The sequence below is a fragment of the Cellulomonas sp. Root485 genome, assembly GCF_001426705.1.
Taxonomy (GTDB): domain Bacteria; phylum Actinomycetota; class Actinomycetes; order Actinomycetales; family Cellulomonadaceae; genus Cellulomonas.
This window is the reverse complement of the sequence record NZ_LMFC01000002.1, coordinates 881555-900044: the sequence shown is the minus strand read 5'-3', so window position 1 is coordinate 900044 and position 18490 is coordinate 881555. Positions and strand designations below refer to the sequence as shown.

General features: G+C 73.6%; 16 protein-coding genes. 8 read left to right on the top strand and 8 right to left on the bottom strand.

The genetic code is table 11. The annotated features are described in order from the left end of the window. Nucleotides 1-50: 50 nt before the first annotated feature. Together ASD16_RS12705 and ASD16_RS12700 are read right to left on the bottom strand one after the other, a co-directional pair. Nucleotides 51-1673, bottom strand: coding sequence for a DHA2 family efflux MFS transporter permease subunit (locus tag ASD16_RS12705; RefSeq protein ID WP_082570816.1), 1623 nt, complete (start codon nucleotides 1671-1673; stop codon nucleotides 51-53). Next, nucleotides 1670-2302, bottom strand: coding sequence for a PadR family transcriptional regulator (locus ASD16_RS12700; protein ID WP_055917622.1), 633 nt, complete (start codon nucleotides 2300-2302; stop codon nucleotides 1670-1672). Before ASD16_RS12700 ends, ASD16_RS12705 begins: the two co-directional genes overlap by 4 nt. Nucleotides 2303-2486: 184 nt before the next feature. Here ASD16_RS12700 and ASD16_RS12695 point away from each other — a divergent pair, with 184 nt between their 5' ends. The 4 genes from ASD16_RS12695 to ASD16_RS12680 are packed head-to-tail and all read left to right on the top strand — an operon-like array spanning nucleotide 2487 to nucleotide 10369. Further along, the gene (locus ASD16_RS12695) at nucleotides 2487-5780 is read left to right on the top strand and encodes an FtsX-like permease family protein (protein WP_055917619.1); all 3294 of its coding nucleotides are present in this window, start codon (nucleotides 2487-2489) and stop codon (nucleotides 5778-5780) included. Next, nucleotides 5777-8578: an ABC transporter permease gene (locus ASD16_RS12690; RefSeq protein WP_055917615.1), complete on the top strand. Its 2802-nt coding sequence runs from the start codon at nucleotides 5777-5779 to the stop codon at nucleotides 8576-8578. The genes ASD16_RS12695 and ASD16_RS12690 overlap by 4 nt, the downstream gene beginning before the upstream one ends. A gap of 25 nt (nucleotides 8579-8603) precedes the next feature. Further along, the gene (locus ASD16_RS12685) at nucleotides 8604-9650 is read left to right on the top strand and encodes an ABC transporter ATP-binding protein (RefSeq protein WP_055918400.1); all 1047 of its coding nucleotides are present in this window, start codon (nucleotides 8604-8606) and stop codon (nucleotides 9648-9650) included. Beyond that, entirely contained in the window at nucleotides 9647-10369 is a 723-nt protein-coding gene (locus ASD16_RS12680) for an ABC transporter ATP-binding protein (RefSeq protein ID WP_055917612.1), read from the top strand. Before ASD16_RS12685 ends, ASD16_RS12680 begins: the two co-directional genes overlap by 4 nt. Nucleotides 10370-10373: 4 nt before the next feature. On the opposite strand, the gene ASD16_RS12675 is transcribed toward ASD16_RS12680, so the two are convergent. Continuing rightward, nucleotides 10374-10997, bottom strand: coding sequence for a class I SAM-dependent methyltransferase (locus ASD16_RS12675; protein ID WP_055917609.1), 624 nt, complete (start codon nucleotides 10995-10997; stop codon nucleotides 10374-10376). Nucleotides 10998-11055: 58 nt separating this feature from the next. Here ASD16_RS12675 and ASD16_RS12670 point away from each other — a divergent pair, with 58 nt between their 5' ends. Then, the gene (locus ASD16_RS12670; RefSeq protein ID WP_055917606.1) at nucleotides 11056-11517 is read left to right on the top strand and encodes a MarR family winged helix-turn-helix transcriptional regulator; all 462 of its coding nucleotides are present in this window, start codon (nucleotides 11056-11058) and stop codon (nucleotides 11515-11517) included. Nucleotides 11518-11561: 44 nt separating this feature from the next. On the opposite strand, the gene ASD16_RS12665 is transcribed toward ASD16_RS12670, so the two are convergent. Together ASD16_RS12665 and ASD16_RS12660 are read right to left on the bottom strand one after the other, a co-directional pair. Next, on the bottom strand, nucleotides 11562-12929 hold the full coding sequence (locus ASD16_RS12665) for a PhoH family protein (protein WP_055917603.1): 1368 nt from the start codon (nucleotides 12927-12929) through the stop codon (nucleotides 11562-11564). A 376-nt stretch (nucleotides 12930-13305) separates the two neighbouring features. After that, nucleotides 13306-14067 carry an isoprenyl transferase gene (locus ASD16_RS12660; RefSeq protein ID WP_055917600.1) on the bottom strand — a complete coding sequence of 254 codons (762 nt, stop codon included), beginning with the start codon at nucleotides 14065-14067 and terminating at the stop codon, nucleotides 13306-13308. Between the two features lie 250 nt (nucleotides 14068-14317). On the opposite strand from ASD16_RS12660, the gene ASD16_RS12655 reads away from it, so the two are divergent. Then, nucleotides 14318-15037: a hemolysin III family protein gene (locus ASD16_RS12655; RefSeq protein WP_055917597.1), complete on the top strand. Its 720-nt coding sequence runs from the start codon at nucleotides 14318-14320 to the stop codon at nucleotides 15035-15037. Between the two features lie 4 nt (nucleotides 15038-15041). On the opposite strand, the gene ASD16_RS12650 is transcribed toward ASD16_RS12655, so the two are convergent. The 3 genes from ASD16_RS12650 to mca are packed head-to-tail and all read right to left on the bottom strand — an operon-like array spanning nucleotide 15042 to nucleotide 17106. Continuing rightward, a complete protein-coding gene (locus ASD16_RS12650; protein WP_055917592.1) occupies nucleotides 15042-15866 on the bottom strand; it encodes a carbon-nitrogen hydrolase family protein in 825 nt (274 codons plus the stop codon). After that, nucleotides 15863-16225, bottom strand: coding sequence for a hypothetical protein (locus tag ASD16_RS12645; RefSeq protein ID WP_055917589.1), 363 nt, complete (start codon nucleotides 16223-16225; stop codon nucleotides 15863-15865). The genes ASD16_RS12650 and ASD16_RS12645 overlap by 4 nt, the downstream gene beginning before the upstream one ends. Beyond that, nucleotides 16222-17106: a mycothiol conjugate amidase Mca gene (mca, locus tag ASD16_RS12640; protein ID WP_055917587.1), complete on the bottom strand. Its 885-nt coding sequence runs from the start codon at nucleotides 17104-17106 to the stop codon at nucleotides 16222-16224. Before mca ends, ASD16_RS12645 begins: the two co-directional genes overlap by 4 nt. A 146-nt stretch (nucleotides 17107-17252) precedes the next feature. Here mca and ASD16_RS12635 point away from each other — a divergent pair, with 146 nt between their 5' ends. Both ASD16_RS12635 and greA read left to right on the top strand, forming a co-directional pair. After that, complete coding sequence (locus ASD16_RS12635) at nucleotides 17253-17714, top strand: DUF4307 domain-containing protein (RefSeq protein ID WP_235523270.1); 462 nt, start codon at nucleotides 17253-17255, stop codon at nucleotides 17712-17714. A 249-nt stretch (nucleotides 17715-17963) separates the two neighbouring features. After that, nucleotides 17964-18449: a transcription elongation factor GreA gene (greA, locus tag ASD16_RS12630; protein WP_055917584.1), complete on the top strand. Its 486-nt coding sequence runs from the start codon at nucleotides 17964-17966 to the stop codon at nucleotides 18447-18449. Nucleotides 18450-18490 lie beyond the last annotated feature (41 nt).

Sequence of the window (18490 nt, the reverse complement as noted above, 5' to 3'; positions counted from 1 at the left end):
GATGACGACGACGGCCTCGGGGATCACCCCCGGGGCCGTCGTCGTACCGGTCAGACCTCGGCGGCCACGCGCTCGGGGGCGGCCGGGTGGTGCAGCGGGCGGCCGCCCTTCATCGCCAGGCTGGAGACGAGTCCCAGCACCAGCACACCGACCGTGAGCAGCATCGTCTGCGTCACCGCGGTGGCGAAGCCGGAGTGCACCGCCTGCTGCGCGACCTGCCCGATCTGTGCTGCGACATCGGCCGGCACCGTCGACGGCAGCTGCGGGGCCGCGCCACTGGCGAAGTTCCCCGACGCGAACCCGTCGACGAACGACTGCCGGAACTGCTCGGGGACCTGGTCGGCGGCCGCCTCGGCGGCGGCCGGGATGGTGACCGCGAGCCGCGAGGTCAGCATGGCGACGATCGCCGCGGAGCCGATGACGCCGCCGATCTGCCGGGTCGTGTTGAACGCGCCGGCGCCGGCGCCGGCGGTGCGGCCGTCGAGACCCGAGGTGGCCAGGTTGGCCAGCGGCGAGAAGAGCGCGCCGGTGCCGATGCCGAACAGGGTCATCGGCAGGACCAGGTGCCAGACGGGGGCGTCGGGCTGGACCGCGAGCGCGAGCCACGTGATGGCGACCGACAGGATGGCGAACCCGCTGGCGACGACCCACTTGCCGGCGACCTTGTCCGACAGCCGGCCCGCGAACGGGGCGACGACGCCGGACAGGAGCGAACCCGGGAGCCCGACGAGCGCCGCGTTCAGCGGGCTCAGGCCGAGGACCTCCTGCAGGAAGAGCGTGAACGGGAAGAAGATGCCGATCATCGCGAAGGTCACGGCACCGCCGGCCACGTTGGACAGCGAGAAGTTGCGGCTGTGGAACAGGGTCAGCGGCAGCAGCGCGTCGCTGCCGCGGTGGCGCTGCCAGAGGACGAAGCCGACGAGCACGGCGACGCCGGCGCCGATGACGCCCCACACCGTGATCGGTCCGGTGATGGTGCCCCAGTCGTAGGTCGCGCCCTCCTGGAGACCGAACACGACGAGGAACATGCCGACCACGGACAGCAGGACACCGAGGCCGTCGAACGAGCGGTTCGCCGTGGGGAGGGTGGGGAGCGTCCGCAGCGCGAGCACGAGGGCGACGACGCCGACGGGGATGTTGACGTAGAAGATCCACTCCCAGCCCACCGTCTGGACCAGCAGGCCGCCGAGGACCGGGCCGGTGATGGTCGCGATGCCGGCGACGGCCCCCCACAGGCCCATCGCCGCGCCACGCTTCTGCGGCGGGAAGACCCGCGTGATCATCGACATCGTCTGCGGGGTCATCAGCGCGGCGCCGACGCCCTGGAGCGCGCGGGCGACGATGAGCATCTCGATCGACCCCGACAGGCCGCAGAGCAGCGACGTGACCGTGAAGATGACGAGCCCGAGCACGAAGACGGGCCGCGGCCCGAACCGGTCGCCCAGGCGGCCCGTGACCAGCAGCAGCGTGGCGAACGTCAGCAGGTAGGCGCTGTTGACCCAGCCGACCGCCGTCAGGTCGGCGTCGAACGCCGTGACCAGTGACGGGATCGCGATGTTCACGATCGTGGTGTCGACCATGATCATGAAGAAGCCCAGGCAGAGGGCGGGCAGGATGCTCCACGGACTGCGTCCGTGCAGGTCGACGAGCGCGCGAGGCTGCTCAGAGCTCATGAGATGTCCTTCGGGAGTGGATCGGCGGCGCGCAGGGCGCGTTTCGCCTCGTGGAACGAGTCAGGGATCGGGCTGGTCCAGTCGAGGGCGCCGGACTGCAGCTCGGTGACGGTGCGGCCGAGCCAGTCGATCTCGGCGCGCAGGGTGGCCAGGTCGTGCTCGACGTCGAGGAGGTACCGCCGGGGCAGGCCCAGCCGGCTGAGCGAGTCGTAGGACACGGAGAGTCGGTCCCGGTGCGCGACCTTGCGGTCCCGCCGGCGGACGAGCTGGGTGACGACCTCGTCGACGGGCAGCTCGTTGGCCTCGGCCAGACCGACCGAGAAGAGCGGGTAGGCCGGGTGCTCGTCGCCGAGCAGGCTGGTGAGCCGGACGGCGAACTCGGTCCGGCCGGCGTCGGTGATCCGGTAGGTGGTGCGCTCGGGACGCTTGCCTGTGCGGTCGGTGCCGACCACCTCGACCAGACCGTCGCGCTCGAGCCGCTCGACACCGTGGTAGACGGCGCCCGGGTTGACGCGCACGATGCGGGTGTCACCGCGCTCCACGAGGGTCTGGTGCAGCTGGTACGGGTGCATCGGCTGCTCGTGCAGGAGCCCGAGCACGAGCACCGCGACCGCCGAGAGCTCGGCCATGTCCTACCTCCGGATCTATTATTCCGGTTGGAATATACCCCGCGGAGCAGCGCGCGTCGCGCCAGTTCGTATCGGTTCGATCACAACTGCGGGATCGCTCCCACACGTCGTTGCGACTCCTTTACGATCGCCGGACCGCGCAGTGACGTCCCTCTCTTGCTGCGCCCCGGGACGAGGAGGTCGGATGGGCTGGAGCCTGCGCGTGCTACGCCACCGCGCCGCCGCCCAGCGGACTCTCCTGGCGACCGTCGTGGCCGTCGCCCTCATCGGTGCCTCACTCCTCGGAACCTTCGCCCTCCTGCTGTTCACCAGCGAGCACCGCGCCCTCGACACCGCCCTCACGCGGGCCCCCGCGACGGCCACCGACATCGACGTGGACCTCACGCTCCAGCGCGGCAGCCCGCTCGTCGCCACCGACGCCGCCGAGGCGTATCTCGACGAGCTCCTGGGCGACGTCCCGTCGACGCGGACCGCGTGGCTCACCTCGCCCATGTACCGGCTCACCGGCGAGGACGGCTACATCCAGCCGATGGCCTACCTCGCCGACTACCCCGACGTGCCGTCGCACGCGACCCTGCTGACCGGCCAGTGGCCCACCACCGCGACGGACGACGGCGGGCGGGTCCAGGTCTCCGTCCCGAAGGTCGCCGCCGAGAAGTACGGCTGGACCATCGGCACCGTGCTCCCGGTCATGAGCTTCACCACGTACGAGGACAGCGCGGTGGTCGTCGTCGGGATCCATGAGCTCGACGGGCCCGCCAGCGGGTGGACCCGTGACCTGCTCCTCGGTGCCGAGCACGATCCGCGGTACCCGGTGCCGGGCAGCTTCGGGTTCCTGGCCACCGACGCCTGGGGACCGTTCGTCGTCGCCCCGGGCACCCTCACGGACCCCGGCTCGGTCGCGCAGGCCACCCTCGTCGCGTCCCCGCAGCTGGTGGACAGCCCGCCGGGGGCGGTCGACGCGCTGCGCGGCCGGCTCGACACCGCCCAGGCCTCCTTGGTCTCCGCCACCACCAACCTCACCAGCTCGAGCGCGTTCAGCTCCCGGCTGGCGGCCACGATCGACGTGGCGCAGAGCAACCTCGCGGTGACCCGGGTCAGCCTCGTCATCGTCGGCCTCATGCTCGTCGTCCTCGCCGTCACCGTCCTCCTGCTCGCGGCACGCCTGCTGGCCGACCGGCGGGCGCCCGAGCAGACCCTCATGGCCTCGCGCGGCGCGTCGGGCCGCCAGCTCCTGCGCCTGGCGACGCTGGAGGCGGCCGTCGTCGCCCTCGTGACGACGCTCGTGTCACCGTGGCTGGCGGGGCTGCTGTTCCAGGCCATCACCGCCGTCGGCCCTCTCGCGGAAGCCGGTCTGCACCACGACCCGGGCCGACCCCCGTCGCTCTGGATCACGTGCGCGGTCTCGTCGTTCGTGCTCGCGGCGGTTCTCCTCGGTCCGCTCCTGCGCCGTCGGGGCAGCGTCGTCGACGCCGAGCAGCAGCTCGTGCGGCAGGACCGTCGCGGCGGGCTGGCGCGCTCCGGCGCCGACGTCGCCCTCCTCGTGCTCGCGGGGCTCGCCGTATGGCAGCTGCGCGCCTACCGGTCCCCCGTCGCCGAGGCGGGTCCCGGTCGGATCGACCCCCTCCTGGTGGCCGCACCCGCGTTGCTGCTGCTCGCCGGTGCCGTCCTCGCGCTGCGGCTGCTGCCGCTGATCGCGCGCGTCGGCGAGCGGATGGCGGCTCGGAGCCGGTCGCTCGTCTCCCCGCTCGCCGCGTGGGAGGTCGGCCGGCGCCCCGGTCGGGCGGCCGGCGCGGTGCTCCTGCTCACGCTCGCCCTGGCGGTCGGCACGTTCTCCCAGTCCTTCCTCAGCACGTGGCGGACCTCCCAGGGCGACCAGGTCGACCTCGCCGTCGGGACCGACGTCCGGCTGGACCGCGTGGCCGGCTCGGGCATCGCCCAGTCGAGCACCGTCGCAACCCTGGACGATGCCCAGGCGACCAGCCCGGTGACCTTCCGGTCGGTCGACCTGGGCTACCCCGCCGACAGCGCGGGCGAGACCCGGGGCCGGTCCGTGAACCTCCTCGCGGTCGACACCACGCAGGCCGACGCCCTGCTGCGCGGCCGGATCTCGCCGTCCTGGGGCACGCTCGCGGCACCGCTGCGGCCTGCGGCGCCGGCGACGAGCATCGCGCTCCCCGGCTCCCCCAGCGGCCTCCTCCTCGACCTCCAGAGCTCCCTGGCCGCCCCCCTGCCGGGAGTCCTGCTGGTGAGCCTCGTCGTCGAGGACCCACTGGGGACCCGCACCCCGGTGGAGCTGCCCCCCGTGCCCGTCGGGGCGACCTCGGTCGACGTCGGTGCCACTCTGCCCGCCACCGCCCCGGGCCTGAAGCTGGTCGGCCTCGTCGCGCAGATCCTGCCCGAGTCCACCGACACGGACGGGCTGTTCGACAGTCCGTCGACGGAGGCGCAGGTCGACGTGATCGTGAGCAACCTGCGCGCCGTCGAACGACCCGCGGGGGCCGACACCGACACCGTCACCCCGGTGCCGCTCACCGCGGTGACCTGGACGGTCCAGGGCGCGCTCCAGGACAACGGCAACCGGCCCCTGCTCGGCATCCGGACCGACGGCGAGGCGCTGCACGTGTCCGGCGCGGTGGACCTCCTCGAGATCCTGTTCGGCCGCTCGGCGTTCGCCGCGACGACGTTCCCCTCGCCGGGCGCCCTCCGGGTCGTCGTGACCGACACCCTCGCGGCTGCCTTCTCCGCCGGGCCAGGCGACGCGTTCGAGATCGACCTCGAAGGCGTCCGGCTCCCGGTGGTCGTCGACCGGGTGGTCGCCTACCTGCCCGGCCTGCCCACCGGTGCGGCGATGCTGGTCGACCGTGACCTGCTGACACGAGCGGCCCTCCTCGGCTCGTCCACGGACCCGCTGCTGGACGAGTGGTGGCTCCAGGTGCCCGACGCGAGCGCGCCCGCACTGGTGGAGAAGGTCCGCGTCGAGGACCTCGGCATCGCCGTCGACCGCGTGACCGCACGCGAGGTGGCCACCGACGGGCCGCTGCGCGTCGGCGTGCAGGCGGCGCTGTGGATCGTGACGGTGGCCGCGGTGGCGCTCGCGGTCGCAGGCTTCGCGATGAGCGCGACGGTGTCGGTGCGCACGCGCCGCCTCGAGCTGGCCCGGCTGCAGGCCCTCGGGGCCGCGCGATCCGGGCTGGTCCGCTCCGTGCTGGTCGAGCACGGGATCGTCGGCGTGCTCGGCCTGGTCGCCGGTCTGGTGCTCGGGGCGGTCCTCGGTCAGGTGGTCGCCCCGCTCGTCACGGTGTCCGCCGAGGGCAGCCGGCCCGTCCCGGCCGTGGTCGTCCAGTGGCCGTGGCCCACGCAGGCGGCCCTGGTCGTCGCGCTCGTGGTGCTGGTGGGCGGAGCCGTGGCGCTCACCACGAGCTCCCTGCTGCGCCGGGCCTCGGGCGAGCTGCTGCGACTGGGGGACGAGCGATGACCACGACGACCGTGCGCGCACGGGCCGCTGCGGGCTGGCGCTCGACCAGCGGCGACGCGGTGCTCGTCGCCCGCCGACGGAGCCGCCAGGACGCCGGGCTGCTCGTCCTCGCCGCGGTCGTGCTGGCCGTCACGGTGCTCATCGCGCTCGCCGTCCCCCGGATCGTGCTGCGGATGGCCGACGCGGGCGTGCAGGGTGCCGTCCGGGACGCCGGACCGCCGGCGGACGTGGTGACCGTCCTGGGCAGCGGTCCGGGCATCGGAGCCGTCGGGCCCGACGGGCAGCCCGCGCGCGTCGACAACGCGGCGACCCTGGTCGCGAACGCGGCGACGGACATGCGGACCTCGTTGCCGGAGTCCGTGCAGGCCGTGACCGGTCCCGTGGTGACCGCCGTCCGGAGCGCGCCGCTCACCGCACGGCTGGGCGACGACCTGGTGTCGACGCGGCTCGTCCACCTGGGCACCCCGACCACGACCGCGCCGGTGGTCCGGTGGGTCTCCGGGATCGAGCCGCGCACGTCCCCCGAGCACCCGGCCCGCTCGGCCGACCCGCGCCTCGTCGAGGTCGGCGTGTCGGCCGCCGCCGCGGACCAGCTCGGCCTCGCCGTCGGGCAGCGTCTGCCGCTCAACGGGCCGACCCGCGGCGACGCCGTGGCCGTCGTGACCGGTCTGTACGAGCCCGCCGACGTCACGTCGCCGGTGTGGTCGACGTACGCCGACCTCCTCGACCTGCAACCCCCGCCCGCCGCAGCCGAGGTCCTCGGGAGTGCTGGGCTCCTCGTCTCGGACGCCTCGCTGCCCGACGCCATGCTCGCGATGCAGTCGTCCCAGTCGACCAGCACGGCCTTCCGGTTCCCGACCGTCGCGGCCACACTGCGCGCCACCGACACCGGAGAGGTCGCGCGTGCCGTGTCGCAGATCGTCGCCCAGCCGGGTCCGCTGGCGGGGTCCGACGGGCGCACGCCGTCGGTCGACAGCGAGCTGGACAGGGTGCTGCGCTCGGCGGACGCCCGCCTCCTCGGGGCGACCGCTCAGGCGTCGGTGCTGCTCGTCGGTCTCGCCGCGGTCGGGGCGCTCACGCTCGTGCTGGCCGCACGGTTGCTCGTGGTCCGGCGAGAGACGTTCCTGCTCGCCGAGCGCGCCCGCGGGGCGTCGATCGCCTCGGTCGCCCTGCGCGCGCTGACGGAGAGCGTGCCGCTCGTCGCCGTCGCCACCGCCGTGGGCGCCGCGCTCGCCTGGCTGGTCGCGCCGGACCCTCGGGGCAGCTGGCTGACGGCGGCGGTGATCGTGGTGGTGGCCGTCGCAGCGCCCGCGATCGCCGCGGCGGTCGTGGTGGCCGGAGCGTGGACGGGCCGCCGGCTGCCCGCGAACCGTGCCGACCGCGAGCGAGCGCTCGGCCGGCGCCGCGTCCGCCGCCTCACCGGCGAGCTCGCGCTCGTCGCGATCGCCGTCGCCGCCCTGGTCTCGACGCGGGGACGCGGGCTCGTGCAGACCGCCACCGGGGGCGTCGACCTCCTGCTCGCCGCCACCCCGGTCCTGCTGGCCTGCGCCGCGACCGTCCTCGTCGCCCGGGCGCTCCCGCCCACGCTGCGCGCGCTGTCGAGGCTCGCGTCCCACCGGCGCGGCCTGGTGCCTGTGGTCGCGACCGCCCGGGCGAGCAGCACGGGCGGCACGCGTGTCCCTCTGCTCGCCCTGATGATCGCCATCGCCCTGGTCGTGTTCTGCGGCACCATGGCCGTCACCGTCACCGCCGGGCAGCGCACCGCCGCGGACATCGTGGTCGGGGCGCAGGTGCGGGTCGACGGGAACCTCGACGACGACGTCGTCGCGGACCTGCGCAACGCGACCGGCGTGACCGGGGTCGCCCGGGCCACCGCTCTGAGCGACCGGACGTTCGGCAGCTCCAGCGGGGTCAAGGCGCAGGTGCTGATGGTGGACGCGGCGGAGCTCGCCCGGATCCTTGCCGCCCACGGCCGCACGGTCGACCCGGGTCTGGCCGAGCTCGGGTCGGCGAGCGCAGACGGCGGCATCCCGGCGCTCATCTCCCCGTCGCTGCAGAGCACGGCGGCCCTCATCACCCCCGCGCTCCTCGGCGCCCAGGGGTTCGTCGACCTCGACGTCGTCGGCACCGTCAGCGACCCACCGGTCCTGCCGGCGAACGCGTCGACGCTGACGGAGGCGGAGGGCGTCGTGGTCGTCGACCGCGAGGTGTTCGCCGACGCGCTCGCCGACGACGTCCGCACGACGACCACCTGGGTCGACGGCCCGGGGGCGGTCGCCGCCGTCCGCGACGCGGGACTGACCGCCACCCCCGGCCTCACCGTCATCGAGCGTGACGCGTGGCTCACGACGTGGCAGACGTCGCCCCTGAACGCCGGCCTGCTGGCGCTGCTCGTCGCGACGGGCCTGGTCCTCGCCGGCTACGCGGCGCTCGCGCTGGTGCTCACCGTCGTGGCCACCAGCCGCGAGCGCGGACGGACGCTGTCGGCGCTGCGGACGCTCGGCCTGGACGCGCGCACGGCCCGTGCGATGACGTTCGGCGAGCTGGCTCCGCTCGCGCTCTCGGCGGTGCTGGCGGGGACGGCGATCGGCATCGCGGTCCCGTGGGTGCTCACAGGTGCGCTGGGTCTCGACCTGCTGACGGGCCACCCGGCGGCCACGGTCCTGCAGGTCACGTGGGTCCCGATCGTCGGGGCGACCGTCGTGGTGCTGGGCGCTCTCGCGGTCGCGGTGGGCGTCGAGTCGGCGGTCCGGCGGCGGGACCGGCTGGGCGAGGTGCTCCGGGTGGGCGAGCGATGAACCGGACGACAGGGTGGAGGCACTCATGACGGTTGTGCAGGACGAACCCACGCTCGGCGCGCTCGAGGCGCGCGCCCGGCAGCGGACCGGCGACTTCGGCGAGCACGCGCTCATCGTGTGCGACTCGCTGGTGCGCATCTACCAGTCCGAGGGCGTCGAGGTGCAGGCGCTCCAGGGCCTCGACCTGCTCGTGGAGGAGGGTGAGCTCCTCGCGATCGTCGGCGCCTCCGGCTCGGGCAAGTCGACGCTGCTGTCCGTGCTGTCCGGCCTGGACGTCCCCACGGCCGGCAAGGTGCGGGTCGGCCCCTGGGACCTCATGGCGATGTCGAGCAAGCAGCGGGTGGAGTACCGACGCTCGATGGTCGGGTTCGTCTGGCAGCAGACCGCCCGCAACGTGGTGCCGTACCTGAGCGGCACGGAGAACGTGGCCTTCCCGCTGGCGCTCGCCGGGGTGCGGCGCAAGGAACGCGACCGCCGGGCGGCCGAGCTGCTCGAGGTCCTCGGCGTCGGCTACTGCGCCGACCGCCGGCCCGGGCAGATGTCCGGCGGCGAGCAGCAGCGCGTCGCGATCGCGGTCGCCCTCGCCAACTCCCCGCAGGTCCTGTTCGCCGACGAGCCCACCGGCGAGCTCGACTCCGCCACGTCGCACGACGTCCTCGAAGGTCTGCGGACCGTCAACCGCGAGCTGGGCACCACGGTCGTCATCGTCACGCACGACCCCGGGGTGAGCGAGCACGTGCAGCGGACGGTCGCCATCCGCGACGGTCGGACCAGCTCCGAGACCGTCCGGCGCACGCACACCCGCGACGACGGCACCGAGCACGTGGTGGCCGAGGAGCTGGCGGTGCTCGACCGGGCCGGCCGGGTGCAGCTGCCGCGCGAGTACCGGGAGGCCCTCAACCTGGTCGGCCGGGTGCGGCTCGCCCTGGAGGAGTCGCACGTGTCGCTGTGGCCGGACCGGCCCGTGCCCACGCGTGACCCCGGCCGACCGTCCGGGCGGCACTCGGCCCCGCCGACAGGGTCGACGCCCGTCGTCCCGGCTCCCCCCGCCGACCAGGAGGCCGACCGGTGACCACCGCCCTCACCACCGCCGTCCCGGCGGACGCCACGAGCACCGAGCCCGTCGTCCGCGTCGAGCACGTCAGCCGCACCTACGGGACAGGCTCGGCGGCCGTGCACGCCCTCCAGGACGTGTCCTTCACGGTCGCGCCGGGCGAGCTGGTCGCGCTCGTCGGCCGCTCGGGATCGGGCAAGACGACGCTGCTCAACGTCGTCGGCGGCCTGGACCGGCCCGACGGCGGCCGCGTGGTCGTCGACGGACGTGAGGTCTCCTCGCTCGACGAGCGCGGACTGGTCGAGCTGCGCCGGGACGTCGTCTCGTTCGTGTTCCAGACGTTCGGCCTGGTGCCGGTCCTGTCCGCCGCGGAGAACGTCGGGGTGCCGCTGCGGCTGCGCAAGCTGCCGACCGCCGACCGCGAGGCCCGCGTCCAGCTCCTGCTCGACCTGGTCGGCCTCGGCCCCCACGCGCTGCAGCGCCCGGGCGAGCTGTCCGGCGGGCAGCAGCAGCGTGTCGCCATCGCCCGCTCCTTGGCCAACTCCCCCCGCCTCCTGGTGGCGGACGAGCCGACGGGCCAGCTGGACACCGAGACCGGCACGGCCGTGATGGCGCTGATCCGCGCGGTCGTCGAGGCCGAGGGGATGACGGCCATCGTGTCCACGCACGACCCGCTGATGGTGTCGCTGGCCGACCGCGTGATCCACATCGCCGACGGGAAGCTGGTCGCAGGCTGACGAGTCAGACGGGGCGCAGCACCAGGCGACCGATGGGGTTCAGCCACGACGACCGGGCGAGCCGCCGCTCCCGCACGACGGAGGTGCCGGTCCCGAGCGACGCGGCCACGGACTCCTCCTGCGGGAGCGCCCACCGGACGTCGTAGACCCACGCCTGCCCGCCGGGTCGCAGCACCCGTCGGACCTCCCGCAGGCCGGCGTCCACGTCGGGCCAGTGGTGCTGGCTGAGGGTGGACACGACGACGTCGAAGGTGGCGTCGGGCCAGGGCAGCGCCGCGACGTCGGCGACCGTGTAGGTCACGCCCGGGGTCGTGGTCCGCTGCGCCCACGCGATCATCTCGGGCGCGACGTCGATCGCGTCGACCTGGAGCCCGGGCGCGGTCTCGGCGATGCGCCGCGGCATCGTCCCCGGTCCGGTGCCGACGTCGAGCACGCGGCCTCCGTCGGGGAGCCGCAGCGCACTGACGTCGCGGGCGACGCGGCGGTAGAGCCGGGACGCGACGCGACCCGAGAGGCGCTCGTAGCGTGCCGGGTCGTCCATGGGCCCCATCCCGTGGCCGTGCGTGGTCAGGAGGCCGTGCAGGCGTCCGTGCGGGCGGCGGTGCTGGTGGTGCTCGGTGTCGGTCATGGAGGTTCTCCCCTACAGTTGTACGTCACAACTCTTACGACGACAGTAGGCGAAACAGTTGCAGAGCACAACCTTCCCCGAGGACGACCTGCGCCGGTTCATCCAGCAGATCGCGCGCTCGAGCGGCTTCCTCGAGCCGGTCCAGCCGTCCCATGAGCACGCCGGGATCCGGCTGTCGGTGTCGGAGACGTTCGCGCTCGGCGAGCTGGTCGAGGCGGGCGCCCTGTCGCAGCAGGAGCTGGCCGCCCGTCTCGGCCTGGAGAAGAGCACCGTGAGCCGTCTCGCGGCGGCGATGCAGGAGCGCGGCTGGCTGAGCCGCGAGCGCGACGCCGACGACCGGCGCCTGTACCGGCTGACGCTGACCGCGCACGGGCGGGACGTCGCCGACCGCGTGGGCGCGGAGCTGAGCGAGCACCACGGCCGGCTGCTCGCCCGGCTGAGCCCCGAGGAGCGGCACGCGCTCGGCATCGGGCTCGGCGCGCTCGTCCGGGAGCTCCAGACCGGTCACGAGCACGCGTGAACGCCCGGGCACCCACGCGGGGTGCCCGGGCGTTCGGCGGTCGGTCAGACCTCGATGCTCTCCAGCAGCTCGGTCACCAGCGCGGCGACGGGCGAGCGCTCCGAACGGGTGAGCGTGATGTGCGCGAACAGGGGGTGGCCCTTGAGCGCCTCGATCACCGCCGCGACCCCGTCGTGCCGGCCGACGCGCAGGTTGTCGCGCTGGGCCACGTCGTGCGTGAGCACCACGCGCGAGCTCTGCCCGATGCGGGACAGCACGGTCAGCAGGACGTTGCGCTCGAGCGACTGGGCCTCGTCGACGATGACGAACGCGTCGTGCAGCGAGCGTCCGCGGATGTGGGTGAGCGGCAGCACCTCGAGGATGTCGCGGTCCATGATCTCCTCGACGACCTCCTTGGACACCAGGGCCCCGAGGGTGTCGAAGACGGCCTGCGCCCAGGGGTTCATCTTCTCGTCGGCGCTCCCGGGCAGGTAGCCGAGGTCCTGGCCGCCGACCGCGTACAGGGGCCGGAACACCATGACCTTGCGGTGCTGGCGACGCTCCAGCACCGCCTCCAGCCCGGCGCACAGGGCGAGCGCCGACTTGCCGGTCCCGGCGCGCCCGCCGAGCGAGACGATGCCGATCTCCTCGTCGAGCAGGAGGTCGATCGCGATCCGCTGCTCCGCGCTGCGCCCGTGCAGACCGAACACGTCCTGGTCACCGCGGACCAGCTGCACGTGCTTGTCCGCGGTCACCCGGCCGAGTGCCGAGCCGCGAGGGCTGTGCAGCACGACGCCGGTGTGGCAGATCAGGTCGTTCGGGTTCGGGGTGCCCGTACCGAAGCCGGCGGGCACGTCGGCGAGCGGGATCGTCTCGTGCTCCCACAGGGTCGACATCTGCTGCTCGGACAGGTCCAGCGCGTCCATGCCGGTCCAGCCCGAGTCGACGGCCAGCTCGGCGCGGTACTCCTCGGCGGTCAGCCCCACCGCGGAGGCCTTGACGCGCATCGGCAGGTCCTTGGAGACGACGACCACGTCCCGCCCCTCGGCGGCGAGGTTGGCCGCCACCGCGAGGATCCGGGTGTCGTTGTCGCCCAGCCGGAACCCGTCGGGCAGGGCGCTGGGATCCGTGTGGTTCAGCTCGACCCGCAGCGTGCCGCCCTCGGTCCCGAGGGGGATCGGGATGTCGAGGCGGCCGTGCTCGATGCGCAGGTCGTCCAGCATCCGCAGTGCGGACCGGGCGAAGTAGCCGAGCTCGGCGTGGTGCCGCTTGGCCTCGAGCTCCGTGATGACGACGACGGGGAGGACCACGTCGTGCTCCGCGAACCGCAGGATCGCCCGCGGGTCTGAGAGGAGCACCGAGGTGTCGAGCACGTGGGTCTTGCGGCCGTCGATGACGTCCGACTGGGGGTCGTGCTGCGCGTTGCTGACCACGGCAGGCTCCCTTCGGCGCTACGTGCGCCGAGACGGGCACCGGACACCGGCGTCCTGCCAGAGCAGGACCACGCACCGACGTACGGCGACGGGACGGGGGCGGTCGGCCCCTCCAGGAACAGAGGGCCGGATCCGGCCCTCCTCCCGGAGCGGATGCTCCATGGGCTGGCCTCCCGGGGACGGCGGTCGCTGTCCTCTACGGCGGAACATAAGCCCGTCACAGGGCCCCCACGGGGAGGCACGCGAAGGTGTTTACACGGTGTTCACGAGGGCCGTTCGGAGCCCTCGGCGCACCCGCGGAACAGACCCGCAGGTCGGAGCGTCAGAAGGTCCTCGAACGAGCTGGACGGCCGTCCGCAGAATTAACCCGGACGACTCATCGTCCGCCGCGCCGCTCCCGCGCGGCGTACGCGCGGACCGCGCGCAGGAAGTCGACCCGCCGGAAGTCGGGCCAGTAGGCCTCGCAGAAGTAGAACTCGGAGTGCGCGCTCTGCCAGAGCAGGAACCCGCCGAGCCGCTGCTCGCCCGACGTGCGGATCACGAGCTCGGGGTCCGGCTGGCCCTTCGTGTACAGGTGCTCGGCGATGTGCTCGACGTCGAACGCCTCCGCGAGCTCGTCCAGGCTGGACCCTGCGTCGGCGTGCTGCCGCAGGAACGACTTCACGGCGTCGGCGATCTCCTTGCGCCCGCCGTAGCCGACCGCGACGTTCACGTGCAGGCCGGTGACGCCGGCGGTCGCCTCCTCCGCGGAGACGAGGGCCTTGACGGTGTGGTCCGGGAGCATCTCGAGCGCGCCGACGGCCTGGATCCGCCAGCGCCCCGTCGCCGCGAGCGACCCGACCGCGTCCTCGATGATCCCGAGCAGCTGCTCGAGCTCGTCGGCACCTCGCGCGAGGTTGTCCGTGGACAGCATCCACAGCGTGACGACCTCGACCCCGATGTCCTCGCTCCACTCGAGCAGGTCCGCGATCTTGTCCGCACCCGCCTGGTGCCCGTGCCGGGTGGACTCCCCCACGCTGCGTGCCCAGCGGCGGTTGCCGTCGAGGATGACGCCGACGTGCCGTGGCAGTCCGTCCTTCGGGAGCGACGCCGCCAGCCGGCGTTCGTACAGCCCGTAGAGCGGGTGGGGCAGACGCACGCGCACTCCTTGGTCCAGGCGACGGGAACCCGCTCACCGTACTCGCCGGGGGCGCTCCGCGGACCCGGTGTCGCCGCCCGCGGGACGACAGTGCACGGGACCTTCACAGGGCTCGCCCAGCGGTAGTTTCGGGGGTGTCTCCGAGGGCAGCGTCGACCGCGTCACATCGCCCGCGACACGGTCGACACCCTAGTTACGGTGTCGTAACCTACGGTGTCGTAGGTTTCCGCTGACGAATCGAGTCCGGTCCATGAGCTCCTCCCCCGCGCCCGCCCCAGGACAGCCGGGCGCACCGGCCGCGGCGCCGTCCGAGGCCCACACGGGACTGGCCGACGCCGTCAAGCCGCACCTGCGGGGCTGGATCCACGCGGGCGTCACCCCGTTCGTGCTCGTCGCGTCGATCGTGCTCGTCGTGCTGTCCCCGACGCCGCTGGCCAAGTGGTCCACCGCCGTCTTCGGCCTCACCGCCGTGATGCTGTTCGGCACCAGCGCGGTCTACCACCGGGGCCACTGGTCACCCAAGGTCGCCGGGGTGCTGCGCCGGCTCGACCACACCAACATCTTCCTCATCATCGCGGGCACCTACACGCCGCTGTCGGTCCTGCTGCTCCCGGCCGACACCGCCCGCACGCTGCTCATCGTCGTGTGGTCCGGTGCCCTCGTCGGCCTGCTCGCGCGCGTGTTCTGGCTCGGCGCCCCCCGCTGGGTCTACGTCCCCGTGTACGTGGCGCTCGGCTGGGTCGCCGTCTGGTTCTTCCCCGAGTTCTACCGGTCCGGCGGCCTGGCGATCGTGCTGCTCATCGCCGGGGGCGGCCTCGCCTACACGCTCGGCGCGGTGGTGTACGGCACCAAGTGGCCGAACCCGAGCCCGCGCTGGTTCGGGTTCCACGAGATCTTCCACGTGCTGACGGTGGTCGGGTACGGCTGCCACTACATCGCGGTGTCGATGGCGTCGTACGGCTCGGCCTGACGGGTCAGACCGGGACCACCGTGTAGCGCCGGTTGCTCAGCGACGGGTTCTGCTCCCGGACGCGCAGCAGCGCCGCACCGTCCACGTCCACGGTCCGCACCTGCGCCGCCTCGTCCACCTCCAGGCCGACGACGCCGTCGGGCGCCACCACGAGCGAGCGCCCGGTGACCCCCCGCCCGGCCTGCCCCACAGCGACCACCGCGGCCGTGTTCTCGATGGCCCGGGCGATCGCGAGCGTCCGCCAGTGCATCGCCTTGAGCTCCCCGGCCGCCCACGCGGCAGGGACGACGAGCACCTGCGCGCCCGCGTCGACCACGCGGCGCGCCGACTCCGGGAACCGCAGGTCGTAGCAGGTGAGCACCCCGAAGGTCAGGCCGCCCACCTCGAGCACGAGCGGCGGGGCGTCCGACGGACCCGGCACCAGCCGGTCCGACTCCCGCTGCCCGAACGCGTCGTAGAGGTGCACCTTGCGGTACACCCCGACCAGCTCCCCGGTCCCGTCGACGGCCACGACCGCGTTCACCGCGCGGGGGTCGTCGCCGTCCGCCGGCAGCGTCGTCCCGGCCAGCACCGCCACGCCCGTGGCCCTCGCCCTCGTGCGCAGCATCGTCACGAACGGGCCGTCGAGCGGCTCCGCGTGCTCCGCGCCGACGCCGCGGGGGTCGAACCCCGACGCGTACTCCGGCAGCACCAGCAGGTCCGCGCTGGCGCGGGACGCCGTCTGGAAGGCGTCCTCCACGACCTCGCGGTTGGCGGTGTGGTCGTCGCTGACCTGCAGCTGCGCCACGGTCACGCGCACGGCGGGCCGCTGCGGCGGCGCGGGGGTCATCGCAGAGGGCCCGGGTCGTCGGGCTTCTCCTCGGGCGCGACGTCCCGCGGGGCGACCTCGACGTCCGCGTCGACCTCGAGATCCGGTCCCCCGGCGCCGGCGTCGACCATCCCGAGGTCGGCGTGCGGACCGGCCGTGCGGTCGTCGCCCTCGTCCTCGTCGTCGAGCCCGAGGGACTTCGCCCGGCGGTCGACGACGCGCAGCTGCTTGGTCAGCGAGAGGAACAGGAAGACCACGGCGATCGCGAGCGCGAACGTGAACACGAACCCGAGGAACCCCGGCGAGCCCACCGGCGTGCCGTCGATCGTGACGTCCGACGGCGAAGGGCTGGGTGCCGCGGCGAGCAGCAGGCCGATCATGCGGTGTCGCCCCCACGCAGGCCGGCGAACAGGTCGTCCTCGGGCAGCGTGACCGGCACGCGGGACGACGCGAGCTCGTACTCCTCGGTGGGCCACTGGGCGACCTCGAGCTCGCGCGGCACCGCGAAGAAGAAGCCGTCGGGATCGATCTGGGTGGCGTGGGCACGCAGGGCGTCGTCCCGCTGCGCGAAGTACGCCGAGCACTCGATGTGCGTGGTCACCTCGCGTTCGGGCACCTCGCGGGCCTGCCGGGAGTCGAGCCAGTCGCCGAACGGGGACTCGCGCCCGGCGGCGACGATCGCGTCGTGCACCGCCCGCATGCGCGCGAGCGAGAAGCCGTGGTTGTAGTAGAGCTTCGACGGCGTCCACGGCTCACCGAGACCGGGGTAGCGCTCCGGGTCGCCGGCGGCGTCGAACGCCTCGGCCGACACCCGGTGGCACATGATGTGGTCGGGGTGCGGGTAGCCGCCCGACGGGTCGTACGTGGTGATCACGTGGGGCCGGAACTCGCGGACCAGCTCGACCAGCGGGGCTGACGCCTCCTCCAGCGGGACGAGCGCGAAGCACCCCTCCGGCAGCGGCGGCAGCGGGTCGCCCTCGGGCAGCCCGGAGTCGACGAAGCCGAGCCACCGGTGCTGCACCCCCAGCGCGAGCGCCGCGGCGGCCATCTCGTGCTTGCGGTACTCCCGCATGCCGTCCAGCCCGCCCTCGACCGCGGGGTGCTGCGGGTTGAGCACGTCGCCGCGCTCCCCACCCGTGCACGACACGACGAGGACGTCGACGCCCTCGGCCGCGTACTTCGCCGTGGTCGCGGCGCCCTTGCTCGACTCGTCGTCGGGGTGGGCGTGCACCGCCATCAGGCGCAGCCGCTCTCCGGTCACCTCGGGCCTCCCGTCGGTCGCCCGCCGATGGCCCGCCGGGACCGCGCGGGTCGCGGTCCGCTCGGCACGGGCGGGTGGTTGGACGAGAGACAATGATCGCTCACGCGGCACCTGCGTCGCGCCACCACACCACCACGAGGACCGTCGTGACCGAGTCGCCCGCCGCCCGACCGCTCGCCGGTGATGACAGGCCCGAGCAGTCCACCACCCGGCCGCCCGCCGGTCGGTACGGTCCCGAGCCGACCGCACGGTCCGCCCGGCGCGGGCGGATCGTCATCGTGCTCGCCGCGGTCGTCGGGCTCGCCGTCGTGGTCTGGATCGGCCTGGCCATGGCGGGCAAGCCCGTGTCGTACAAGGACGTCGGCTTCAAGGTGAACGGGTCCCAGTCGGTCGACGTGACCTTCGAGGTGACCAAGCCCAAGGAGTCGACCGTGACCTGCACGCTCACGGCCCTGTCCGAGTCCTACGCCGAGGTCGGTGTCCGCACGGTCGAGGTCGGCCCCGCCGACACGGCCACCCGTCGCGTGACCGCCACCGTGCAGACCACCGAGCTCGCCGTGACGGGGATCGTGGACTCCTGCGCGCTGGTGGAGGACCCCGCGCCCTGATCGGGCGCGTGACGGGTGATCTCGCGGTTCCGTCGCCCCCGCCTTGCTATCCTGTTCGTTTCAACGCCGCCCCGGTCCGGCGCCACCACGGGTCCACTCGACCGAGAGGGAACGGCGGAGCACCCCTGCAGTACCCGCTACCCGGACGCGTCCGCAGGATGCGTCCGGCCGATCGGACTGCCGAGCACTGGCCCCCCGGCCGGCGCAGACGTCGGCCCGTCCGACACACACGTCAGGAAAGGAGCGATCGTGACCGATACGACTGCGGCCACATGGTTGACCCAGGAGGCCTACGACCGCCTCACGGCCGAGCTCGCCCACCTCGAAGGTGAGGGAAGCGCCGAGGTCATCGAACGCATCGCCGCTGCGCGCGACGAGGGCGACCTCAAGGAGAACGGCGGCTACCACGCCGCTCGCGAGGAGCAGGCCAAGCAGGCCGCCCGCATCCGCGAGCTGAAGGAGAAGCTGCGCAACGTCCAGATCGGGACGCCCCCGGACAACGGGATCGTCGAGCCCGGCATGGTCGTGACGGCCCTCGTGGCGGGCGACGAGATGGTCTTCCTGCTCGGCTCCCGCGAGATCGCCGGGACCTCCGACATCGAGGTCTTCTCGCCGACGTCGCCGCTCGGTGCCGCGATCAACGGCACGAAGATCGGCGACTCGACCTCGTACACCGCGCCGAACGGGCGTGAGATCAAGGTCAAGATCACGGACGCGAAGCCCTTCGCGGGCTGACACCAGCTCCACGACGAGGCGTCACCCCTGCTGGGGGTGGC

Coding starts and splice junctions, on each gene's coding strand:
- ASD16_RS12705 (WP_082570816.1), bottom strand. CDS start 1,673: ATGAGCTCTGAGCAGCCTCGCGCGCTCGTCGACCTGCACGGACGCAGT.
- ASD16_RS12700 (WP_055917622.1), bottom strand. CDS start 2,302: ATGGCCGAGCTCTCGGCGGTCGCGGTGCTCGTGCTCGGGCTCCTGCAC.
- ASD16_RS12695 (WP_055917619.1), top strand. CDS start 2,487: ATGGGCTGGAGCCTGCGCGTGCTACGCCACCGCGCCGCCGCCCAGCGG.
- ASD16_RS12690 (WP_055917615.1), top strand. CDS start 5,777: ATGACCACGACGACCGTGCGCGCACGGGCCGCTGCGGGCTGGCGCTCG.
- ASD16_RS12685 (WP_055918400.1), top strand. CDS start 8,604: ATGACGGTTGTGCAGGACGAACCCACGCTCGGCGCGCTCGAGGCGCGC.
- ASD16_RS12675 (WP_055917609.1), bottom strand. CDS start 10,997: ATGACCGACACCGAGCACCACCAGCACCGCCGCCCGCACGGACGCCTG.
- ASD16_RS12655 (WP_055917597.1), top strand. CDS start 14,318: ATGAGCTCCTCCCCCGCGCCCGCCCCAGGACAGCCGGGCGCACCGGCC.
- ASD16_RS12650 (WP_055917592.1), bottom strand. CDS start 15,866: ATGACCCCCGCGCCGCCGCAGCGGCCCGCCGTGCGCGTGACCGTGGCG.
- ASD16_RS12645 (WP_055917589.1), bottom strand. CDS start 16,225: ATGATCGGCCTGCTGCTCGCCGCGGCACCCAGCCCTTCGCCGTCGGAC.